Genomic DNA, 20,035 nt, shown 5'->3' with positions numbered 1-20,035 from the left:
GGAGGCTCCCGACCGCAGTGTCGAATTGAACGTGGTTGTACGGCAGTAATTCCTGTCGTGATCAATTAATGAGACATAATAAATCTAAAATATCGTTCCTGGACTACGTCTGTAGGGCAGCGCAATTGACAGGGAGCCACACCATGCCGGCATCGAGCGACGACCTCCGGCCCGCAAACTACAAGTTATGGCTCGCCAAGCGGGCCGTGGCGATCGGTGCACAGATGATCGGCGAACAATTCCGACCACCACAGCTACGCTCGCGTGCGGACGTCCCACGCAACGGGACCGAACTCAACGAACAGTGGCTGACCGACGTGCTTTGCCACGAGCATCCAGGTGCGCTTGTCACCTCCTACTCGACGCCGGGAGGCAGCGTCGGCACGTCCACCCGAACCGCACTGCGTGTGACCTACAACGCGGCTGGGCAGGCGGCCGGTTTGCCGACAATGCTATTCACCAAAACAACCGCGCAATTCAGCCAGCGTCTCGTGCTCGGCGCCGCCGACGTCCTTCACGGCGAGACTAACTTCTTTCTGAACTTTCGGCCCGCAGTCACGATGGAGGCTCCCAAAGGATATTGGGGCGGGGTAGACGAGTCCTCTTGGCGTTCGATGATTCTCATGGAAGACGTCGCTGTTACCAAGGGCGCCCGATTCATCCGGCCGACTACACCGCTGACCCGTGGCCAGGTCGAGGATGTCCTCCTCAACATGGCTGCTTACCACGGCGTCTGGTGGGAGGCTCCCGAGTTGAAAATTCTGAAGAACCCGATCGACCACTTCAACAACGTCTCACAGTTCATAGACTTCGAACGTCGTTGCGCTGTTGGTATGGAGCGTGCAAAGAGCATCATCCCCGCGCAGTTGTACGGTCAGGCCGACCGACTGTGGAAAGGCACCAAGAGGAGCCTTGAGATCTTGACCGAGGTCCTGCCGCCAACGCTACTGCATGGCGATAGTCACGCCGGCCAGACATACATCATCGGCAACGGCCGGATGGGCCTTGGCGACTGGCAGGCGACAATGCAGGGGGGCTGGGCCTACGACTACTCGTATTTTGTTGGATCGGCGTGTGAGCCCGACGATCGCCGCAAGTGGGAGAGGGATCTGCTCGGACTCTACCTAGAAGAGCTCGATAGGGCGGGCGGAAAGGCGCCCAGCTTCGATGAGGCGTGGTTACGCTACCGGCAGTGTCTTTTTTACCCATATTCCGCGTGGGCGTTCACCATTGGGCGGGCGTTCTACCAGCCAAAGATGCAGCCCGTGGATGTCTGTCTCACAATCATTGAGCGGATTGCCACCGCGATCGATGATCTCGACAGCTTCGAAGCACTCGGCATCTGACTCATCCATTGCATCCGCACCAGCCAGAAGTACGGCACAGGCTGCGTCGCTCCTACTGATCGCCGCCGTGGGGTGCGACCGCGCCCTCGGCAATCATCCAATCGCGCAACACATCCGCCGTGTCCGCACCGACCGGGCGAGGCGGTGTCGGAGCTTGCGGGACCGTTCGGCTGAACCGGGGGGCGGGCGCCGGTTGAGTCACGCCGCCGACTTCGATGAACGTGTCGCGCGCAGCCAGGTGCGGATGGGCGGCGGCTTCGGTCAGTGACAAGACGGGTGCGACGCAGGCGTCGGTGCCTTCGAACACCGCTATCCACTCGTCCTGGGTCCGCGTCGCGAATGCTCGTGCGATCGCCTCCCGCAATTGCGGCCACCTCGAAGGATCGTCACGTTCGGCGAGGTCGTCCGAAATCCCCAACAGGTCGGTGAATTGGGCGTAGAACTTCGCCTCCAGGGCGCCGACAGCCATCCACCGGTCGTCGGCGGTGCGGTAGGTGTCATACCACGGCACGCCGCTGTCGAGGAAGTTGTGTCCGCGCCGATCGACCCACTGCCCGGCGGCCATAAGTCCATGCAAAAGCGCGGTCAGCGAGCTGGCTCCGTCGACGATCGCCGCGTCGACGATTTGACCGCGGCCGGAGCGACTGGCCTCCCATACCGCGGCTAGCACGCCGATTACGAGAAACGTTGACCCACCGCCAAAGTCACCGACCAGGTTCACCGGTGGTACGGGCGCCTCTCCGGCACGACCGATCGCTGCCAGCGCCCCGGTTACGGCGATGTACCCGATGTCGTGGCCGGCGGCCGACGCCAACGGACCCGACTGACCCCAGCCGGTCATGCGTCCGTAGACCAGCCGTGGGTTGACGTTCCAGCAGTCGGTCGGACCGAGCCCGAGGCGTTCTGTGACTCCCGGCCGAAAGCCTTCCAGCAGGACATCAGCCTTGGCAGTCAATGCCAACACGGTGGCCACGCCTTCGGGCTCGCGCAGATCCACGACGATCGATCGGCGGTTGCGCCGCAACACATCCTGCTCGGGAGGAACCGCGCTGGCGGGAGGACCGGGACGCTCGACACGCACAACGTCGGCGCCCAGATCGGCCAGCAGCATTGCCGCATAAGGCCCGGGGCCGATACCGGCGAGCTCGATAATCCTGAGGCCGTCGAGCGGCCCGCGGCTCACCGGAGCGGTGGGGGGCCCCGTCACGACTTCGGGCGTCGGCCCAGCCGACGACGCCAGTCGTGCATTTCGAGCAACCGAAGCACAGCGCCGGTGATCCGCGCCTTGCGCGATGAGTAGGGGTACCAATGTGTTTCGGTGGGCAGGCTGATCTTCTCACTGACCAGCGCCTGTACCCGGCAGTATTTCCGGATGCCGTCGGCGCCGCCCATCCGGTGCCCAAGGCCGGATTGCTTCCAGCCGCCCATAGGCAGTGGAAACTGGAACACGTGCATCATGGCGTTGTTGATGTTGACGCCGCCGGCTTCGATGCGCCGGCCGACCCGCTCTCCACGGTCCTTGCTGGCTGTCCAGACGCTTGCGCCAAGGCCGTAAGGGGTGTCGTTGGCCAGGGCGACGGCTTCGTCTTCACTCGACACTTTCATGATCGGCAGCAGGGGTCCGAAGGTTTCCTCCCGCATGCAGGCCATCGTGTGGTCGACGTCCACCAGCACGGTCGGCGGGTAGAACAAGCCACGCTCTGCTCGTTTTCCGCCGGTGAGGATGCGTGCGCCGCGGGCTACCGCATCGCTGACGTGGCGCTCGACAATCGCCATCTGGGCTTCGTTGGCCAGCGCTCCGATGTCGGTGGAAAAGCTGCCGGCCGCGTCGTGGCCCTGGCGCAGCTTGTTGACCTGTTCGACTAGTCCCGATGTGAATTCGTCGTATAGCGGTTCCTCGACATAGATCCGTTCGACGGCGACGCAGGATTGGCCGGAGTTGAACAGTCCGGCCCAGATGGCTCCGCGGATAGTCCGCTGCAGCGGCGCGTCGGACAGCACGATCATCGCATCTTTGCCGCCCAACTCGAGGCTGACCGGAATCAGTCGTTCGGCGCACCGGATGCCCACTTGGCGGCCGGTCTTGGTGGATCCGGTGAACTGCACCATGTCGACGGCGTCCACGACCGCCCTGCCGGTTTCGCCTCGACCCGTTACGCAACCCAGCACGGGGGGCGCACCGATTTCGTTCCAGCCTTTCGCGACCTCGGCCCAGCCCAGTGGTGTTTCCTCCGACGGCTTGGTGAGGACGGCCGCACCGGCCATCAACGCTTGCGGCACGTCGAGCATCGGCATCCCCAGCGGGTAGTTCCAAGGGGTGATGACACCGACGAGTTCGTAAGGGCGGTAACGGATTCGGAGCCCCTTCGTCGCTGACGCCGGTCCGTGTGGGCGCCGGGTTTCGTCGGCCAGAAACTCCGCTCCGTGCTTGGTGTAGTAGTTGATGACCTCCATGCACACCAGCAGCTCGAGCTGCGCGTCGCCCCAGGATTTTCCGGCCTCGCGGTGGACCAGGCCAAGAATGCGGTCTTGGTTGTCGACGATCCAATCCAGCCAGCGCCGCAGATACACCGCACGGCCTTGTGGCCCCAGCGTCTCCCAGGCCGGCTGTGCTACTCGGAGTTCTCCGGCTAGCTTTGCCACTTGGTCGGCCGGCACGTTCGGCACCACGCCGGCGAGCGAACCGTCAGCGGGATTACGCACCTCGACATCTGAAGCGTCGAGAGCCTTGTCGGGCTGAATTTTCGGTGTGGTCTTGTTCGCAGTAGTCAACGTCAGTCCTCTATACGGATCGCACTCACCGGACACATCATTGCGGCTTCCTCGACTGCTGAGCGCCGATCCTCGCCGGGTTGCGCATCGAGCACGGTTACCCAGTCTTTGTCGTCTTCGATGGTGAACACGTCGGGTGCGGCGATCGTGCATTCCCCGTGAAGTTCGCAGCGGCCGGTGTCAACGATGACCTTCATTGCGCGTCAGTCCCGTTGCTCAGGCGGGGGTGACTGTGACAGGCAGCTCGTAAACCCCCCGCGAATAGGCGTCGCGGATGTAGCTGATGTCGCCATCGGGAGTGATGTCCTTAGTGCGTTGCAACAGTTCTTCGAGCAGGATTTTCATCTCCAGTCCCGCGACGTGCTTGCCCAGGCACTGATGCGGGCCGCGGCCGAAGCTGACGTGTGGATTCTTCTCGCGGGACAGGTCAAAGCTGTTCGGGTTGTCGAAGGCGCGCTCGTCGAAATTGCCGGCGGCGAACAGCATGAGCACGACATCGCCTTCTTTGATCTGTTGGCCGTGCAACTCGTGATCGGCGGTGGCGGTGCGAACCAGATGCGTGAACGGTGTTGCGATGCGCACGATTTCCTGGATTGCGCTTCCGGGGATGTCGTCGGCGTGGTCACGTAGCCAGGCCATCTGCTGCGGATTGCGCATCAGCTCGTGCATTCCGTGGCTCAGCGCGGTACGGGTACTTTCGGCGGCTCCGGAGGCCAGCAATGCCACGTTGCCCATCAGCTCGTCCTCGGAAATGACGTCTGCACCCGCCTGGACCAGCTGGCTGATCACATCATCCCCGGGTTCTCGGCGCTTGACCTCACCCAGCTCAACTGCGTAGCCAAGGAGGGCGAAGATGGCCTGCATCACGTATTCGAAGGAGGGGGTGATGCGGGTATCGAACGGCGCGGCGAATGTGTCGACCCAGGCGAAGAACTTCTCCCGGTCACCGGCGGGAACGCCCAGCACGTCGCCGAGCGCCTCCATCGGCATCGCGTGACCGATGTCGGTGACGAAATTGAAACTGCCCTTTTCCAAGGCCGCATCGACGATGTTGACGGCGTACTCGCGAAACTTGTCCTCGAGCTTTTTGACCATCCCGGGCGTGAACGCCTTGCTCATGACTCCACGCTGGGTGCGGTGCTTGGCGCCGTCCATCGTTAGCATCGCCGGCTTGCCCCCGACCTTGGGGTCAAGCGGAGTCACCTTCCACATGTTGACCCCGCCGCGGTCGGCGGCATAGAGCTCGGAATTTCGGTCGACCGCCCAGATATCGTCGTGGCGGCTGACGATCCAGGCGCGGTCGATGAGCATCGGATCGTTGAATTCGTGCAAGTAGCAGGGCGCCTCATCCCGCAGATAGGCGTATTGCTCCAACGGTAGCCCGAACGTCGTTGGGTCGCCGTTGGCGTATGTGTCGGCGTCCAGAACGCGAATGTCGGGCTTTGCCGTCGTCATCTATCGACTCCTAAGCGAGAAACACAAGGGCTCGGGGCCCGTGGGCCGATCCGCCCCCCTACGGATTATGAGTTAAGCAGTCTCAATTATGGTTCGTGGGTGCGGATAGTGTCAAGCGTCATAGTCGGTCCGTAACGTGTCGGGGGTCATATGCTCAAGGCCAGGTCAGCGGGCTGGACGCAAGCCGAATGTGGACGAGATTATGTCGCGTTGGATCTCGTTGGTTCCCGCATAGATCGTGGGCGCGATGCTGAGTCTCAGGTGTCGCTGCATGTCGAATTCGGTACTGTAGCCATAGCCGCCCATCATCTGAACGCCTTCTAGCGCAACCTTTTTCGCCGTTTCGGTCACTTTGACCTTCGACATCGACGTGGCACGGACCCATTCCTCGGGTGTCCCGACCTGGTGTTCGATGTGGTGCACAGTGGCATAGGTGAGCGCCCGTGCGGATTCGATCTCAATGGCCAGGTCGGCGATGCGATGCCGGAGCGCTTGGAACGATCCGATCGGGGCGCCGAACTGTTCGCGTTCGGTGACGTAGGCCAGTAGGTCATCGAAGGCCCGCTGCGCCATACCCAGGCCCTGTGCTGCGCAGACCATTCGCTCGCCGTTCAGTCCGGCCATGATCTGTTTCCACGCGTTGCCCTCGGTACCCACCACCGCCGATTCGGGCACGAAGACATCGGTGAAAAACAGGTCGTTGACCTCGCTCCCACCCATCGTTGAAATGGGGTGGATCCGCAGGCCCTCCGCATTGGCGGGCACCTGCAGCAGCGTCAGGCCGTCGTGCGGCCGGACGCCGCGTGAGCTGCGCACGACCACCAGGATTGTGGTCGCAAATTGCGCGTCGGAGCACCAGGTTTTCTGGCCCTGCACACGCCAGCCGCCGTCAACCTTCTCAGCTTTGCAGCTCACGGCGGCCGCATCCGAGCCGGCGCCGGGTTCAGAGAGGCTGATCGACATCACTTTGCCCGAGCAGATGGCGCCCAGCGCCGACGTTTTCTGCTCCTCGGTGGCAAACCGCTTGTAGATACCGGCGACGGTATGGGAGCTACCGGCTCCGTGGACCGGCGCCAGACCTCGCCAGAGTTGCTCGAACAAGATGACCTGCTCGGTCAGCCCACCGCCGCTGCCGCCGTATTGTTCAGGAATCGAAACCCCGAGATAGCCTGTCTCTGCGAGCTTTTGGTACAGACCGGGATGGTGCTGCTCGGCGCCATTGTCGGTCAACGCATCGCGCTGCTCGCGGGTGCCGCATTCTTTGCGACAAAAGTCGCGGACGGCGATGGCGAAGTCCCGCTGCTCGTCGGTGAGTCCCACCGCGTCCATCTCAGCTCCTCACAGAACGACCGCTCGCGTCACCACAGGCTAACGTAGCCCGGCACTTGTGGTCATCGTGGTTCGATTCGCTTCGAATGGTAGGCGGGGGCTTTTGACCGGTCAACAAAGGCTTTATCAGGCATTGCTACGGCTTCGACGGTTCACACGGCCGTCTGGGCCCCGTCGGCGCCGAGACGGGGCGGTGGTCGTCGGGCAAGCGTAGGAGATAACGGTCGTTTACGATGGATGAATAGCACTGATAAAGTCGGGCTCGGCTTATGAAGGAGCGTTATGGGATATCCGCTGCCGCGAGAGACGGCGCTTCGAGGTCCGTTCGCGCCAATGCGGTTCGAGGCGACCGTGGAGGAATGCATCGTCAGCCAGGGCGAGGTCCCCAAAGACCTCGCCGGTGGCTACTACCGCGTTGGGCCCACCTGGAAGCGTCCTACCAAACAAGGCACCAACCCGCTGCTGAGTATGGACGGAATGATCCAGGCCATCACGTTCGAAAATGGCCGCGCGGACTTCCGTAACCGCTGGGTCCGGACACCGAAATACCTGCTGGAGGAGAAGCATCAACGCGGCATGTTCGCCTGGACCGACGGTGGCTTCCACGACTGGCGCGACTTCGCGTACGGAGATGTCGAACGAGACCGTGACAACGCGTACACGCCGCAGGGTACGAACAACATCAACGTGTTCCCGTTCGCGGGCCATATGGTGGTGTCCGGGGAGCAGGGGGGCGCGCCGATCGCCATTGACCCGATCACGCTGGAGACCAAGGGCATTGTGAACTGGTCGCCGGCGCTGTCGCCGGGCCTGCACGAGCCGGTGGTGTTCGGCGACTGCTCGTTTGCCGCGCACCCGAAATGGGACCATGACACCGGCGTGCTCTACGGCTGGACCTACCGCGACGTTCCGCCGTTTGTCACCTTGCACACCGTCCATCCCGATGGCCGCGTCGACTCGCGCGAGGTGTGGGACGCGCCGTACAACACTGTGGCCCACGATATTTGGCTAACTCCGGAATGGATGGTGATGCCGTTTCAGCCGTTCACGGTGAGCAAGGAGCGGATTGCGAAGGGGCTCGGCATCTGGGGCTGGGAAACAGACCTGCCGATCACCCTGGCGCTGATTCCCCGCGACGACCCCGAAGCCGAGATTCGGTGGATCACCACCGGATTGCCCCCGCAGTACGTGATGCACACGATGCAGGCCAACGTCCGCGACGGCAAGCTGCTCTTGGACGCACCGATCTTCAACCGGCCGCCGTTCCCGTTCGAACAGGATTTCGCGGAAGGCGATGAGGTCGCATTGTTCTTCTCGATCGCCTCCAGCAGGCTGGGCCGCTGGACGGTCGACCTGGCCACGGGTGACACGACGAGCGAGTTGCTATCGGACCGGCCAAGCGAGCTTCCCAAGGTCGACGAGCGCTTCTTCGGCAAGGGTTACAGATGGGGCTATCAGGTTGGCGGCGTGGTCAAACGCAACGGAATGTCGATGAACAGCTTGGTGGTCACCGACATGGAGACATTGTCGGACCAGGTGTACCAGATCCGCGACGGGCAACCGGCCGCAGTGCTGGAGGCGAGCTTCGCGCCGCGTCACAAGAATTCGCCGGAGGGCGACGGCTATGTGATCGTCCCGGTCTCGTGGTGGGCCGAGAAGCGGGGCGAGTACCTGATTTTCGACACCGATGACATCACGCAGGGGCCGATCTGCACGATCGAGCTGCCGTTTGCCTTCGGCTGGACTCCGCACGGTCACTGGATGGATTTCCGGTAAGTGACGCTCACGCAGACGCGATCCGTTTTCACCCGGGAGCAGGAGCAGTTCCGCGACGAGGTGTGCCGGTTCCTCGACGACGACGTCGTACCGGAATATTCGAGTTGGCTGGCTGACGGAAAGCCCTCGCGACGGTTTTGGCGGGCCGCGGCCGAAGTCGGCATTTTGGGGATTGGCGTCTCCGAGCAATTCGGCGGCATGCCCGGTTCGGACTATCGACACAGTGTTGTCGTCACCGAAGAGATCCAGGCGCGAGGCCTCGCCATCGGCGGCTTGCGTGTGCAGACAGATATCTGTCTGCCCTACCTGCTTCACCATGGCTCTGCTGAGCAGCGCGCCACCTGGCTGCCCCGAATGGTGTCCGGTGATGTTGTGGTCGCGTTGGGGCTGTCCGAGCCGGGCGCCGGCTCCGATCTCAAGGCGATGTCGACGCGGGCCCGCCGAGGCGGGGATCACTATGTAGTGAACGGCGCCAAAACGTTCATCTCCAACGGCGCCGCCGCTGACTTGGTGATCCTGGCGGTCAAGACCGACCCGGGGGCGGGGCGGCGCGGCATCAGCCTGCTGCTCGTGGACACCTCGACACCCGGCTTTACGCGCGGCCGCAAGCTGGACAAGCTGGGCCTTCGTGCCCAGGATCTGGCCGAGATCTCGTTCACGGACATGCGCGTCCCGGTCGAAAACCTCCTGGGAGTGGAGAACGAAGGCTTTACCTATCTGACCTCGAATCTCGCGCAGGAACGGTTGTCGATTGCGGTGAATTCGCAGGCTGCGGCCGCCGCAGCACTTTCCTGGGCGCTCGAGGATCATCAGCACGGCGCGGGCGCCGGCCAGGACGTCAAGTTCACGCTGGCCCAGTGCGCGGCCGAGGTGGCGGCGGGTCAAGCGCTCATCGACCAGGCATTGCTGCGCCACGTCGAGGGGCGGCTCAGCGGCAGCGACGCCGCGATCGCCAAGCTGTATTGCACCGAGTTGCAGGGCCGGGTGGTCGATCGCTGTCTGACAGCGTCTGAACCGTCGAGTGCACTGCGCGGTGACTCCCGGTTGGGCAACGCCTATCTGGATGGCCGGGTGAGCCGGATTTATGGCGGATCCACCGAAATCATGAAGGTAATCATCGGACAAAGCCTCGGCTTATGAGAGGCTGCTAACGTGACGCCCGACGAAAAGATCCTGGCTGCTGCCGAGAAGCTGTTCTTTGAGCGCAGTTTCGACGGTGTCGGCGTTGACGAGATCGGCAAGGTCGCCGGCACTACCGGATCGGCGATCTATCGCCACTTTCCCAGCAAAGATGCGATCCTGGCGGCCCTTTTCGACAAGACGCTGGACACGATTCTGGTGCGCCTCGGGGAGCCCGACGAGGATCCCATCGCCGAGCTGAACAAACTGGTGCGCGCATTTGTGGGGCTGGCGAAAAGTCACGAACGATTGGTGTCAATTTGGTTGCGCGATCAGCGCTCACTTGCTGAGCGCTATCGCCGGGAACACGACCGTAGGCATCGCCGGATCAATCTGCGGTGGATCGATTGTCTCAAGCGGTGTTATCCCGATCGGTCGACCGACGAGATCACCACTGCCACACGGGGTGTGCAGTTGCTGTTACTGTCCGAGGCGCTGCGCCCGCCTGGGGGACGACGTGCCAAGCAAGCTGAGGAGCTGCTGGCCCAGATGGCATTGGCGTCGATTGGGGCCTTGGAATTGGAAGCCGCCGCTAAGCGCTGACGAATTCCAGCAGAGCGGATTCGAATACATCCGGTGCCTCGAGCATCGGGTAGTGCCCGCAGTCGGGAATCTCGACGAGGGCGGCGTTTTTCAGTTGTTTCTGTACCCAGCGGGCACCCTTCGCCGACTGCACGGGATCGTTGGTACCGATGATCTGTAGCACTGGTTGGTCGACCCGCGCGATGTCGGCCAGCAGATCGGTCGTCAGTAACGATCGGTAACAGGCCACCGCGGCCCATGAAGGCATTCGAAGCGAGCAGCGGACCAGCCATTCGACCGTCCGCGGGTCCGGCTCGTGCGCGAATGCCGAGGCGATCGTGCGGTATCGGGAGCCTACCCTGTTGGTGTGCTCTTCGGCGATCATTCCCGCCAGCAGTGGCTCGGGCGGTCCGCCGAACGGAAAGTCTTCGCTTCGGCTGGCGCGAACGCCGTTTGACCCGACCAGTACCAACTCCGTGATCAATTCGGGTGCGGTCGCGGCGGCCCGAAAGGCCATCTGGCCACCGAATGAGTGGCCAACCAGTGTCGCGGTGCCGATGTCGAGTCGCTGCAGGACGGTAATGAGATCTGCTGCAAGGCAGTCAATCTCGTACCCACGTAATGGATTGTCGGACAGCCCGTGGCCGCGTTGATCCACGCATAGGACACGAAATCCGCGCTCGGTGAGGACACGCACCTGGCGATCCCACAGCTCATGGTCGAGGCCGAAGCCCGAAATCAGCACCACGGCAGGCCCATCGCCGAGATCCTGAACGTGAATCCGTGCCCCGTCGTCGGCGTCGACAAATGCCACTTTAGGTATCACCTTCGATCATGTAGATTTACGCCCAGATTTATGAGCTTGTAGATCTTAATAATACGGGGGAAGGCCTGATGAGCACCAGCCTCGAAACATTATCGGTGGGCACCGCAAACGACGGCGTCTGCGAGATATCGCTGGCCCGTCCAAAGCTGTTGAATCGGTTCGACAATCAGGCTCAGGTCGAATTGGCCGCAGTGCTCGAAGACCTCGCCAAAGACGAGGGCGTTCGCGCTATCGTGTTGGGCTCTACCGGAAAGGCATTCTCCGCTGGTGGGGACTTCGCCTTGATGCAGGCGGCTCACGATGACGCCGATTCGCGACGCGAAACCGTCGAAGCCGGGTTGAGGCTGCTGCGGTCGTTTTTTGAACTGCCCCAGCCCATCGTTGCGGCTGTGCAGGGCCCGGCGATTGGACTCGGCGCAACGGTCGCGCTGATGTGCGATGTCGTGGTGGCGGCGCGGAGCGCGAAGCTGGCTGACACCCATGTGAAGGTCGGGCTCGTCGCCGGCGACGGCGGCTGTCTGGTGTGGCCGCAAGCGGTCGGAATGCTGCGAGCCCGGCGTCACTTACTTACTGGTGATGCACTCGACGCGACTACCGCCTACCAGCTCGGCATGGTGACTGACCTCGTCGATGAGCCTGACGAGGCGTTACCGTGCGCTCGCGAAATCGCAAGGCGTATCGCGGGTCTGGCGCCGCTGGCTGTCCAGGGTACGAAGCGCGCGCTCAATCATGTGACGTCGCTGCGGTCTGCGGAAGTGGTCGAGCTGGCATTCGAGCTTGAAGAGCGCACCCTGACGAGCGACGACCTACTCGAGGGTATTGCCGCGTTCAAGGAAGACCGTGCCCCGAACTTTGTCGGCCGATGACCCACTCTCGTCCTTGACAATTCCCCGCGTGAATCTAATTCTGATTCAACGAGCGCTGCACGCCGACGAAACTGCGACAGCGATCCGTCAGCGGCGTCCCCGCCGCCAGGACTGCAAAGGATGTCAGCCATGAAGCGTCGCACATCGCTGCTTGCCGTAACCGTCGCCGTCTGCGGCGTTGCGGGGACGCTGGCACCGCAAGCACATGCCAAGCCCGCGCCCGAGGTGGAGTACGTGTACAACGTCTCGGTGCGCCGGCATTACAACTTCCCGAACAACGACGCGGTCGGCTACGGCTACGGGATCTGCAACAAGGTCACCGCAGGCGAGGGCTACCCCCAGCTGATGGGCGATGTGAAGAACGACGTCACACCGAACGACGAGTTCGCGGCGAATTACCTCGTCTCGTATGCCATCGATAATTTGTGCCCGGCCCAGATCCCGCAGCTGCGAAACTCGGCCCAGGGATATCGCCCGCCGCCCGGCCAAGAATATTTCGGTAGCCCCGGCGCCGAATAGCGGCTGCTCGACGGCGGCATGCCTAGGGCATCGTGGAGCCGCCGCTGACCGAGATGAGTTGCCCGGTCACCTGCCGAGCCGCCGTCGGCGAACAGAACCATGCGGTGGCCCGGCCGATGTCCTCGGCGGTAGTCAGGCGCCGCAGCGGCGTGCCCTTGACCATGTAGTCGATCTGGTCCTCATTGAACACACTGTCTTGGCCGACGGCCCACAGGCTCGATTCACCGACCGCTTCGGGGCCCTCTGGAATCACCAGGCCAGGGCAGATGGCGTTGGATCTGATGCCGTGCCGACCGTGTTCGCGTGCCACGGTGCGCGCCAAGCCGATTAAGGCGGCCTTCGACGCCCCGTAGACACCCACACGGATCTGTCCGAATGCGGCATCGCTGGCGACGAACGCGATCGCGCCGCCGCCGGCCTCTTTCATCGGGCCGATTGCTGCCTGGGTGGCGGCGATCGCGGTAAAGAGATTGGTCTCGATGGTCTTTTGCCATTTGTCGCGGTCGGTTTCGGTAGCGAAGAATCCCTGCCCGCTCCACCCCGCATTGTTGACCAAGACATCGATGCCACCCCAGTTGTCGACGGCAGCGCCGATCGCGGTGTCGGCTCCGCCGGGCATCGTGAGATCGGCGATTGCGACTTCCACAGCGCCCGCGCCCTTTGCTTGGGCTTCGTCGCGAACCCGCTCCGCCTGTGCTTTGTCGATGTCGCTGATGACGACGCGGGCACCTTCTTCGGCGAACACGTGGACGATCCCGCGCCCGATGTTCGACGCGCCTCCGGTAACCACCACGCGTGCGCCAGCTAATCCGAGGTCCATGCTCTGCTCCCTGTCGTGGGCGGTTGTTGTGACCGCCATGTTAGTTTAACGTAGATTAGAAATCGTGATTACGTGGTGGGATGAGGAGGACTTGGTGCATGGTTGAGTCGCTACTCGACCAGCGTGTCGCCGTCGTCACCGGTGCAGGTCAGGGGATCGGACGCGAGATTGCGCGGTCGCTTGCCGGACACGGTGCCCGAGTTGTGCTGGCTGACATCGACGCCGAACTCGTCGCCGAGGCGGCCATCGAGCTCGGCGGGATCGGCGTTTCGTGTGACGTGACCTCCGAGGAGCAAGTGCACGACCTCGTCGCGGCCGCCGTCCGCAATTTCGGCCGTCTGGACGTGTTCGTCAACAATGCCGGCATCACCCGTGATGCGTCGTTGAAGAAGATGACGGTGACGGATTTCGACGCTGTCCTCGCCGTGCATCTGCGGGGCACCTGGTTGGGTGTGCGCGAGGCGTCAGCAGTTATGCGCGAACAGAAGTCGGGCAGCATCATCAACATGTCTTCTCTGTCGGGCAAGTCGGGTAATCCGGGGCAGACAAACTACAGCGCGGCGAAAGCAGGCGTAGTCGGACTGACTAAGGCCGCCGCCAAGGAAGTTGCGCACCACAACGTGCGAGTCAACGCGATTCAGCCGGGCTTGATCCGCACCGCGATGACGGCGGCGATGCCCCCAGCGGTCTTTGCCGAACGTGAGGCCGCCATCCCGATGAAGCGGGCGGGTGAACCCGCAGAGGTCGCCGGTGCGGTCGTTTTCTTGGCATCGGATCTCTCGAGTTACGTGACCGGCGCGGTCATCGAGGTCGGCGGGGGTCGCAACATATGACGCTCGTGCTGCGCGATGTCGCCGATGGCGTTGGCGCAATCACGCTCAATCGGCCCGAGCACATGAACGCCCTTACGGTCGCGCTGGGTGGCGAACTGGAACGGGCCATCGTCGAGCTGGGCGACGATCCGGCGGTCAACGTGGTCGTGATCCAGGGGTCAGGGGGAAACTTTTGCGCGGGAGGCGATTTCAATGAAGTCGAATCACTGCGCTCGAGCGGCCCCGAGGTGCTCCGCCCGTTGTTTGAGGCGTTTCGCCGCGCATGCGACGCCATTGCACGTGTGGAAGTCCCGGTGGTCGCCGCGGTAGAGGGTGTTGCCATGGCCGGCGGGTTCGAGCTGATGCAGGCCAGCGACATCGTGCTGGTCAGCGACGACGCCAAGATCGCCGACAACCACATCAAGTTCGGGATGATCCCGGGCGGGGGCAGCACCCAGCGGTTGAGCCGTTTGGTCGGTCGTCAGGAGGCGCTGGGCCTATTACTGTCCGGCGACCGCATGTCGGGAGTGGACGCCGTACGTCGCGGCCTCGCGTATCGGAGTTTTGCGCGGGACGAGTTCGCGTGCGGGGTCCACCGGTTCGTTACGGATCTGGCCGGGCGGCGCCGCGAGGCCGTAGTCTCGATTAAGCGGCTCGTGTACACCAGCCTCGGGGCTCCGTTATCCAGCGGGTTGGGGCACGAAATCGATTGTGTAGTCGACCACATCTGCGGTGGCGCCGGACAGAACGGTGCGACCGCCTTTCGGCAGCGAGGAAATAGCTGATGAGTGTTGCAGAAACCAGCGCGCCCGTCGCGCTCGACGTCGCCGATGGTGTCGCGCGGCTGCGCTTGAACCGGCCCGAGGCATCCAACGGGATGAACGTTGAGTTCCTCAAGGCGCTGCACGAGGCGGCGTTGACGTGCCACGCGGATCCCGCCGTGCGAGTCGTCCTCCTCACCGGTGAAGGCCGAAACTTCTGTGCGGGCGGCGACATTCATACCTTCGAGTCGAAGGGAGCGGACCTTCCGGACTACCTGCGCGAGGCGACTGCGTGGTTGCAGTTGGCCACCGCCGCGTTGATTCAGCTCCGCGCGCCAGTGGTCGCCGCGGTACAGGGTTTCGCCGCCGGCGGCGGCGGCTTGGGATTGGTGTGTGCATCCGACATCGTCATCGCGGCGCAGTCGGCGAAGTTCTTTTCTGGTGCGGTTCGAGTCGGCATGGCACCCGACGGCGGCTCCTCGGTCACGCTGACCCAGCTGGTCGGTCTTCGTCAGGCGTTGCGGATCCTGCTGACCAATCCGACGCTCAGCGCCGGGGAAGCGTTGCAGATCGGATTGGTCACTGAGGTCGTCGACGATGCCGAACTATTCAGTCGCGCAGAGCAAGTCGCGAACGAACTGGCTGCGATGCCGGGTCGGGCGTTGTCGGCTACCAAGCGCCTGATCTGGAGCGGGTTGGGCGCATCGGTCGAACAGCGATTAGCTGAGGAAGCGCGTACCGTCTCCGAGTTGTCGGGAACCGCGGACGCACTCGAGGGCCTGAGAGCTGTTATTGAACGGCGCAAACCGAACTTCACGGGACAATGAGTAGCGGTTCTGTCCTCGTCGAGAATCGCGGTCCGGTGCGGATCGTCACGCTGAACCGTCCCGACAAGCGCAACGCCATCGATATTGCGGTCCGGCTCGAGCTCGCCAGCGCGATCGAGGGTGCCGCCCAGGACGATTCGGTCCGGGCGATAGTGCTTACCGGCGCGGGCAGTGCCTTCTGCTCGGGTGGGGACATCACGTCGATGGAGCGAATGCCGCCGGAGCGAGCAATGGAGCGGACGCAGTTGGCCCAGAGGGTGATTCGGGCTATCTGGAACTCGGGCAAGCCCGTTGTCGCGGCGGTGGAGGGTAGTGCTTTCGGCGCGGGAGTCGCCCTGGCCGCCGCATGTGACCGCATCGTCGCGGCACGCGATGCGCGCTTTGCGACGACGTTCACCAACGTCGGATTAGCCGGTGACATGGGCACATTCGCATCGCTGCCAGCCCGGGTCGGAATCGCTCGCGCACGCCAGATGCTGATGATGCCGTCGCCCATCGACGCGTCCACGGCACTGGACATCGGACTCGTCGATGCCCTTGTCGAGCCCGGTACGGCCGTAGCGGCTGCACTGGCCGACGCTGAGCGTCTGGCCGCCGGGCCGACGCGGGCGTACGGGGTGATCAAATCGCTGTTGGCCGCCGGGACGGTGCTCATTCCTTCTGAACTTCTCGATCTCGAGGCCGAACACCAGGCTCAACTCTTCGACTCCGACGACTTCGCCGAGGGAATCGCGGCGTTCCGCGCGAAGCGACGCCCGCAGTTCGGATCGGCACCGCTATGACCACGAAGTTGCATGCGCGCCTTGCGTGGTCGTATCTGGACGCCGATACCAGCGTCACCCTCGAGGACTACACCGTAGGGGCCCTGCTGGCGGCACGCGCCCGCACACACGGCACCGTCACGGCCCTGGTGGGCCCGGCTCACGGCGACGGGGCGGAGGTGCGTCTGACTTACCGCGAGCTGTTCGACGAAGCCTGCCGCGTCGCTACCGCGTTGGTCCGCCTGACCACGCCCGGCGACTACGTCGCGCTGTGGGCGCCGAACGTGGTCGAATGGCCGATAATTCAATACGGCGCGGCGCTAGCCGGTGTCGTTCTGGTCGCGTTGAATCCGGCGCTTCGCCCCCCCGAACTGGCCTATGCGCTAGGGCATTCCCGCGCCAAGGTGCTGATCCACGCCGACCGCAGTCGCGACTACGACACCGCCGCGGTAGTCAGTGAGATCGATACGCGCCTCCTCGGTGCGCGCACGATCAGCCTGTCATCGCGCAGCGAATGGCGAAGCGACGATATCGATGCCGCTGCGATTGCCCGAGCGCCAGCCGATCCCGAGCTTCCGGTGATGTTGCAGTACACGTCGGGTACGACCGGCAGGCCCAAAGGGGTTCTGTTGCGGCATCGTTCGCTGATCAACGTCGCCAAGCTGACCCTGGAGACCGCCGGCATTTCCGCAGGCGCGGTGACCGTGAACCCCCTGCCGATGTTCCACACGGCGGCGTGTGTGGTCGGCACTTTGGGCCCGCTATGGATCGGCGGCACCGAGGTGTTGGTTGACCGGTTTGAGCCGAGCGCGCTGCTCGATACCATGCGCCGCGAACGCGTGAGGGTCCTGTTCTTCGTGCCCGCGATGCTGACAGCTCTCGTCGCCGCGCAGCGCGCCTCCGGTGAGCGGGCGCCACAACTTTCAAGTTGCCTGGGCGGCGCCTCTACCGTTTCTGCTGGCCTCATCAAGGCCGCCGAAGATACCTTCGGGACGACAGTGATCAATGTGTTTGGACAGACGGAACTTTCGCCAGTGCTCACCGCGACCCGGCCCGACGACAGCCGTGCTGACCAACTGCGCACCGTGGGCCGACCGCTTCCTCAGGTTGATTGCAAAGTCGTCGACCCGGCCACCGGGAGGGTGGTGCCCGTGGGGGAGCCGGGGGAGATTTGCGCACGTGGCTATCAGCAGATGGTCGGCTATCTTCACGACCCTGCCGCCACTGCGACGGCGGTGGATGGTGACGGGTTCTTACATACAGGGGATCTCGGTGTGATGGACGAACGCGGCTACTTGACTCTCACGGGCCGGCTCAAGGAGCTCATCATTCGCGGTGGCGAGAACATCGCGCCCGCCGAGATCGAGGCGTGCGTGGCGGATCATGAAATGGTTGCCGAAGCCTGCGCGTTCGGCCTCCCCGACGACCGGCTGGGCGAGATCGTTGCCGTCATGGTCGTTGCGCGCGGTTCACTGCCGGCGGATGCGGCCGACCAGCTCGTAACTCATGTAGGCCAATACCTGACACCGCATAAGGTTCCGCAGCGCTGGTTTGTCGCCGACGAACTGCCGAAAACGCCGACCGGGAAGGTGCGCAAGTTCGCCCTACCCGACCTGATCGCGCAGGGCAGCGTGCGCGAACTGTTCCGAAAGGAGCCCGACCAGTGACCTCACTCATCGACTCGGCCGCCGGTACCGGCAGCCGCTATGACCAGTTGATCAAGCGAGACAAGGTGCATGGGTCGCTATACACCGATCCCGGCATCTTTGCCGAGGAGCTACGCAGGATCTGGTACCGCACTTGGGTTTTCGTTGGACACGAAAGCGAAGTGTCGCAACCTAATGACTACGTGCGCAAGCGGCTCGGGCTGCAAGACGTGATCATGACCCGCGACCGCGACGGAGAGCTGCATCTGCTCCTCAACCGTTGTGCACATCGCGGGAATCAAGTCTGCGATGACGCCGAAGGCAATTCGTCGACGTTTCGCTGCCCTTATCACGGTTGGACCTACCGCAATAACGGTGAGCTCGTCGGGTTCCCGTTCTTCAAGGGCTACGGCGAGCGCAAGCTAGACCTGAATCTGGGACGGGTTCCTCGGATGGACAGCTACCACGGGTTTGTGTTCGGTAGCTTCGCGGCCGACGGCCCGGGGCTCATCGAGCATCTCGGTGCGGCCGCGGGCGAGATCGACCGGTTGGTGCAATTGTCTCCGGAGGGAAAAGTCGAGCTCACCGCGGGATGGCTGCAGCACCGGACGCGAGCAAACTGGAAGCTTCTCGCAGAGAACGAAACCGACGGGTATCACCCGCAGTTTGTGCACGGCTCGATTTTCGGTGTCACCGGCAGCCCGATCGGTGCCCTCTATAGTGATACGTCCACGGCGGTCACGCGCGACCTGGGTCAGGGGCACAGCGAAAACGATCTTCGTCCAGAATTCCGGAAGTTCGCCGAGCCGATGCGCTGGTTCGGGACCACTGAGGCACGGGTGCCTGGCTATGTCGCGGCGATGCGCAAGCGGCACGGCGAGGAAGCCGACAAGATCATGATCGAAGGCGGCCCGCACGTGATGATTTTCCCGAATTTGTTCATCGCCGAGATCCAGGTCTTCAACATTCAGCCGGTCGCCGTCGGTGAGTGCACGCAGTACTCCACAGCGGTGCAGATGGTCGGTGCACCAGAGCTGAACCAACGCATGGTCTCGCAGTGCATGGGCTCGGTGGGGCCCGCCGGCATGCTGCTGGCCGACGACACCGAAATGTATGAACGCAACCAACTTGGACTCGAGTGCCTGACACCGGAATGGCTCGACGTTCGTCGTGGGCTGAACCGCGAACAGGTCGATGAGAACGGTTTCACCGTCGGCGGAGCCACCGATGAGACGGGCATGAGGGGCTTCTGGTCACAGTACAAGATGCTGATGGAGGCTGAATTGTGACCCGTGCGTTGGATAATCCCGCCACTCTGGGGCCAGTACCTGACGGCTTCGACCGTTGGGAAGTGGAGCAGTTCCTCTACCGCGAAGCGCGCTACGCCGACGAGTCTGACTACGACTCGTGGGAAGCGTTATGGACCGACGATGCGCTGTACTGGGTTCCGGTCGCCGCGACCAGCGACCCGTCGCGCACGATGTCGGTGATCTATGACAACCGCAGCCGCATTGCCACCCGCCTAAAGCAGGTTCGCACCGGGAAGCGCTACGCCCAGGCGCCACCGTCAAAGCTCAGACGGCTGATATCCAACATCGAATTCCTTGGCGGCCGCGCGAATTCCAGCGATGGCACGGACTTGGAGGTGGCAGCGAACTTCATCGTGCTGGAGTCTCGGGCGCGGGGCACCCATCTTTGGGGCGGCCGGACCACGTACCGGCTGCGCCGCAAGGACGGTGACTTGCGGCTGGTCTACAAGAAGGTTGTCCTGGTGGACAACGGCGAGCCGATACCGACACTCGGTTTTCTCATCTGAGT

Annotated in this window: 20 protein-coding genes; 13 read left to right on the top strand and 7 right to left on the bottom strand. The window is 63.3% G+C overall.

What is annotated here, in order from left to right:
* The first annotated feature begins 143 nt into the window (after nucleotides 1–143).
* The gene (locus OK015_RS20020; protein WP_268125722.1) at nucleotides 144–1,346 is read left to right on the top strand and encodes a phosphotransferase; all 1,203 of its coding nucleotides are present in this window, start codon (nucleotides 144–146) and stop codon (nucleotides 1,344–1,346) included.
* A 52-nt stretch (nucleotides 1,347–1,398) separates the two neighbouring features.
* Here OK015_RS20020 and OK015_RS20015 read toward each other — a convergent pair whose 3' ends face one another.
* From OK015_RS20015 to OK015_RS19995, 5 genes are all read right to left on the bottom strand, one after another.
* The gene (locus OK015_RS20015) at nucleotides 1,399–2,553 is read right to left on the bottom strand and encodes a CaiB/BaiF CoA transferase family protein (protein ID WP_268125721.1); all 1,155 of its coding nucleotides are present in this window, start codon (nucleotides 2,551–2,553) and stop codon (nucleotides 1,399–1,401) included.
* On the bottom strand, nucleotides 2,550–4,118 hold the full coding sequence (locus OK015_RS20010) for an aldehyde dehydrogenase family protein (RefSeq protein ID WP_268125720.1): 1,569 nt from the start codon (nucleotides 4,116–4,118) through the stop codon (nucleotides 2,550–2,552). Before OK015_RS20010 ends, OK015_RS20015 begins: the two co-directional genes overlap by 4 nt.
* A 2-nt stretch (nucleotides 4,119–4,120) precedes the next feature.
* Nucleotides 4,121–4,315, bottom strand: coding sequence for a ferredoxin (locus OK015_RS20005; RefSeq protein WP_268125719.1), 195 nt, complete (start codon nucleotides 4,313–4,315; stop codon nucleotides 4,121–4,123).
* Between the two features lie 19 nt (nucleotides 4,316–4,334).
* Entirely contained in the window at nucleotides 4,335–5,573 is a 1,239-nt protein-coding gene (locus OK015_RS20000; protein ID WP_268125718.1) for a cytochrome P450, read from the bottom strand.
* Between the two features lie 165 nt (nucleotides 5,574–5,738).
* A complete protein-coding gene (locus OK015_RS19995) occupies nucleotides 5,739–6,902 on the bottom strand; it encodes an acyl-CoA dehydrogenase family protein (RefSeq protein WP_268125717.1) in 1,164 nt (387 codons plus the stop codon).
* Nucleotides 6,903–7,184: 282 nt separating this feature from the next.
* Here OK015_RS19995 and OK015_RS19990 point away from each other — a divergent pair, with 282 nt between their 5' ends.
* Genes OK015_RS19990 through OK015_RS19980 form a run of 3 tightly spaced genes read left to right on the top strand, consistent with a single transcriptional unit; the run spans nucleotide 7,185 to nucleotide 10,400 of the window.
* Nucleotides 7,185–8,678 carry a carotenoid oxygenase family protein gene (locus OK015_RS19990; protein WP_268125716.1) on the top strand — a complete coding sequence of 498 codons (1,494 nt, stop codon included), beginning with the start codon at nucleotides 7,185–7,187 and terminating at the stop codon, nucleotides 8,676–8,678.
* Nucleotides 8,679–9,818: an acyl-CoA dehydrogenase family protein gene (locus OK015_RS19985; protein WP_268125715.1), complete on the top strand. Its 1,140-nt coding sequence runs from the start codon at nucleotides 8,679–8,681 to the stop codon at nucleotides 9,816–9,818.
* A 12-nt stretch (nucleotides 9,819–9,830) separates the two neighbouring features.
* Nucleotides 9,831–10,400, top strand: a complete 570-nt coding sequence (locus OK015_RS19980; RefSeq protein WP_268125714.1) for a TetR/AcrR family transcriptional regulator — start codon at nucleotides 9,831–9,833, stop codon at nucleotides 10,398–10,400.
* Here OK015_RS19980 and OK015_RS19975 read toward each other — a convergent pair.
* Nucleotides 10,390–11,193 (bottom strand): alpha/beta fold hydrolase, encoded by an 804-nt coding sequence (locus OK015_RS19975; protein WP_268125713.1) that lies wholly within the window; start codon nucleotides 11,191–11,193, stop codon nucleotides 10,390–10,392. The two genes, OK015_RS19980 and OK015_RS19975, sit on opposite strands and share 11 nt — an antisense overlap.
* An 80-nt stretch (nucleotides 11,194–11,273) precedes the next feature.
* Between OK015_RS19975 and OK015_RS19970 the strand changes: the two genes are divergently transcribed.
* Nucleotides 11,274–12,071: an enoyl-CoA hydratase/isomerase family protein gene (locus OK015_RS19970; protein WP_268125712.1), complete on the top strand. Its 798-nt coding sequence runs from the start codon at nucleotides 11,274–11,276 to the stop codon at nucleotides 12,069–12,071.
* Nucleotides 12,072–12,200: 129 nt separating this feature from the next.
* Entirely contained in the window at nucleotides 12,201–12,590 is a 390-nt protein-coding gene (locus OK015_RS19965) for a DUF732 domain-containing protein (protein ID WP_268125710.1), read from the top strand.
* A 22-nt stretch (nucleotides 12,591–12,612) separates the two neighbouring features.
* On the opposite strand, the gene OK015_RS19960 is transcribed toward OK015_RS19965, so the two are convergent.
* Nucleotides 12,613–13,410: an SDR family NAD(P)-dependent oxidoreductase gene (locus OK015_RS19960; protein WP_268132913.1), complete on the bottom strand. Its 798-nt coding sequence runs from the start codon at nucleotides 13,408–13,410 to the stop codon at nucleotides 12,613–12,615.
* A gap of 98 nt (nucleotides 13,411–13,508) precedes the next feature.
* Between OK015_RS19960 and fabG the strand changes: the two genes are divergently transcribed.
* From fabG to OK015_RS19925, 7 genes are all read left to right on the top strand, one after another.
* On the top strand, nucleotides 13,509–14,243 hold the full coding sequence (fabG, locus tag OK015_RS19955; RefSeq protein WP_268125708.1) for a 3-oxoacyl-ACP reductase FabG: 735 nt from the start codon (nucleotides 13,509–13,511) through the stop codon (nucleotides 14,241–14,243).
* Nucleotides 14,240–15,007, top strand: coding sequence for an enoyl-CoA hydratase/isomerase family protein (locus tag OK015_RS19950; RefSeq protein WP_268125706.1), 768 nt, complete (start codon nucleotides 14,240–14,242; stop codon nucleotides 15,005–15,007). Before fabG ends, OK015_RS19950 begins: the two co-directional genes overlap by 4 nt.
* A complete protein-coding gene (locus tag OK015_RS19945) occupies nucleotides 15,007–15,810 on the top strand; it encodes an enoyl-CoA hydratase/isomerase family protein (protein ID WP_268125704.1) in 804 nt (267 codons plus the stop codon). Before OK015_RS19950 ends, OK015_RS19945 begins: the two co-directional genes overlap by 1 nt.
* Nucleotides 15,807–16,592: an enoyl-CoA hydratase/isomerase family protein gene (locus OK015_RS19940; protein ID WP_268125702.1), complete on the top strand. Its 786-nt coding sequence runs from the start codon at nucleotides 15,807–15,809 to the stop codon at nucleotides 16,590–16,592. Before OK015_RS19945 ends, OK015_RS19940 begins: the two co-directional genes overlap by 4 nt.
* A complete protein-coding gene (locus OK015_RS19935) occupies nucleotides 16,589–18,238 on the top strand; it encodes a class I adenylate-forming enzyme family protein (RefSeq protein WP_268125700.1) in 1,650 nt (549 codons plus the stop codon). The genes OK015_RS19940 and OK015_RS19935 overlap by 4 nt, the downstream gene beginning before the upstream one ends.
* Complete coding sequence (locus OK015_RS19930) at nucleotides 18,235–19,506, top strand: aromatic ring-hydroxylating oxygenase subunit alpha (RefSeq protein WP_268125698.1); 1,272 nt, start codon at nucleotides 18,235–18,237, stop codon at nucleotides 19,504–19,506. Before OK015_RS19935 ends, OK015_RS19930 begins: the two co-directional genes overlap by 4 nt.
* A 62-nt stretch (nucleotides 19,507–19,568) precedes the next feature.
* Nucleotides 19,569–20,033 (top strand): aromatic-ring-hydroxylating dioxygenase subunit beta, encoded by a 465-nt coding sequence (locus OK015_RS19925; protein ID WP_442791313.1) that lies wholly within the window; start codon nucleotides 19,569–19,571, stop codon nucleotides 20,031–20,033.
* Nucleotides 20,034–20,035 lie beyond the last annotated feature (2 nt).

It is taken from the genome of Mycobacterium sp. Aquia_216 (assembly GCF_026723865.1).
Classification (GTDB): domain Bacteria; phylum Actinomycetota; class Actinomycetes; order Mycobacteriales; family Mycobacteriaceae; genus Mycobacterium.
This window is presented reverse-complemented; position numbering and strand designations above follow the sequence as displayed.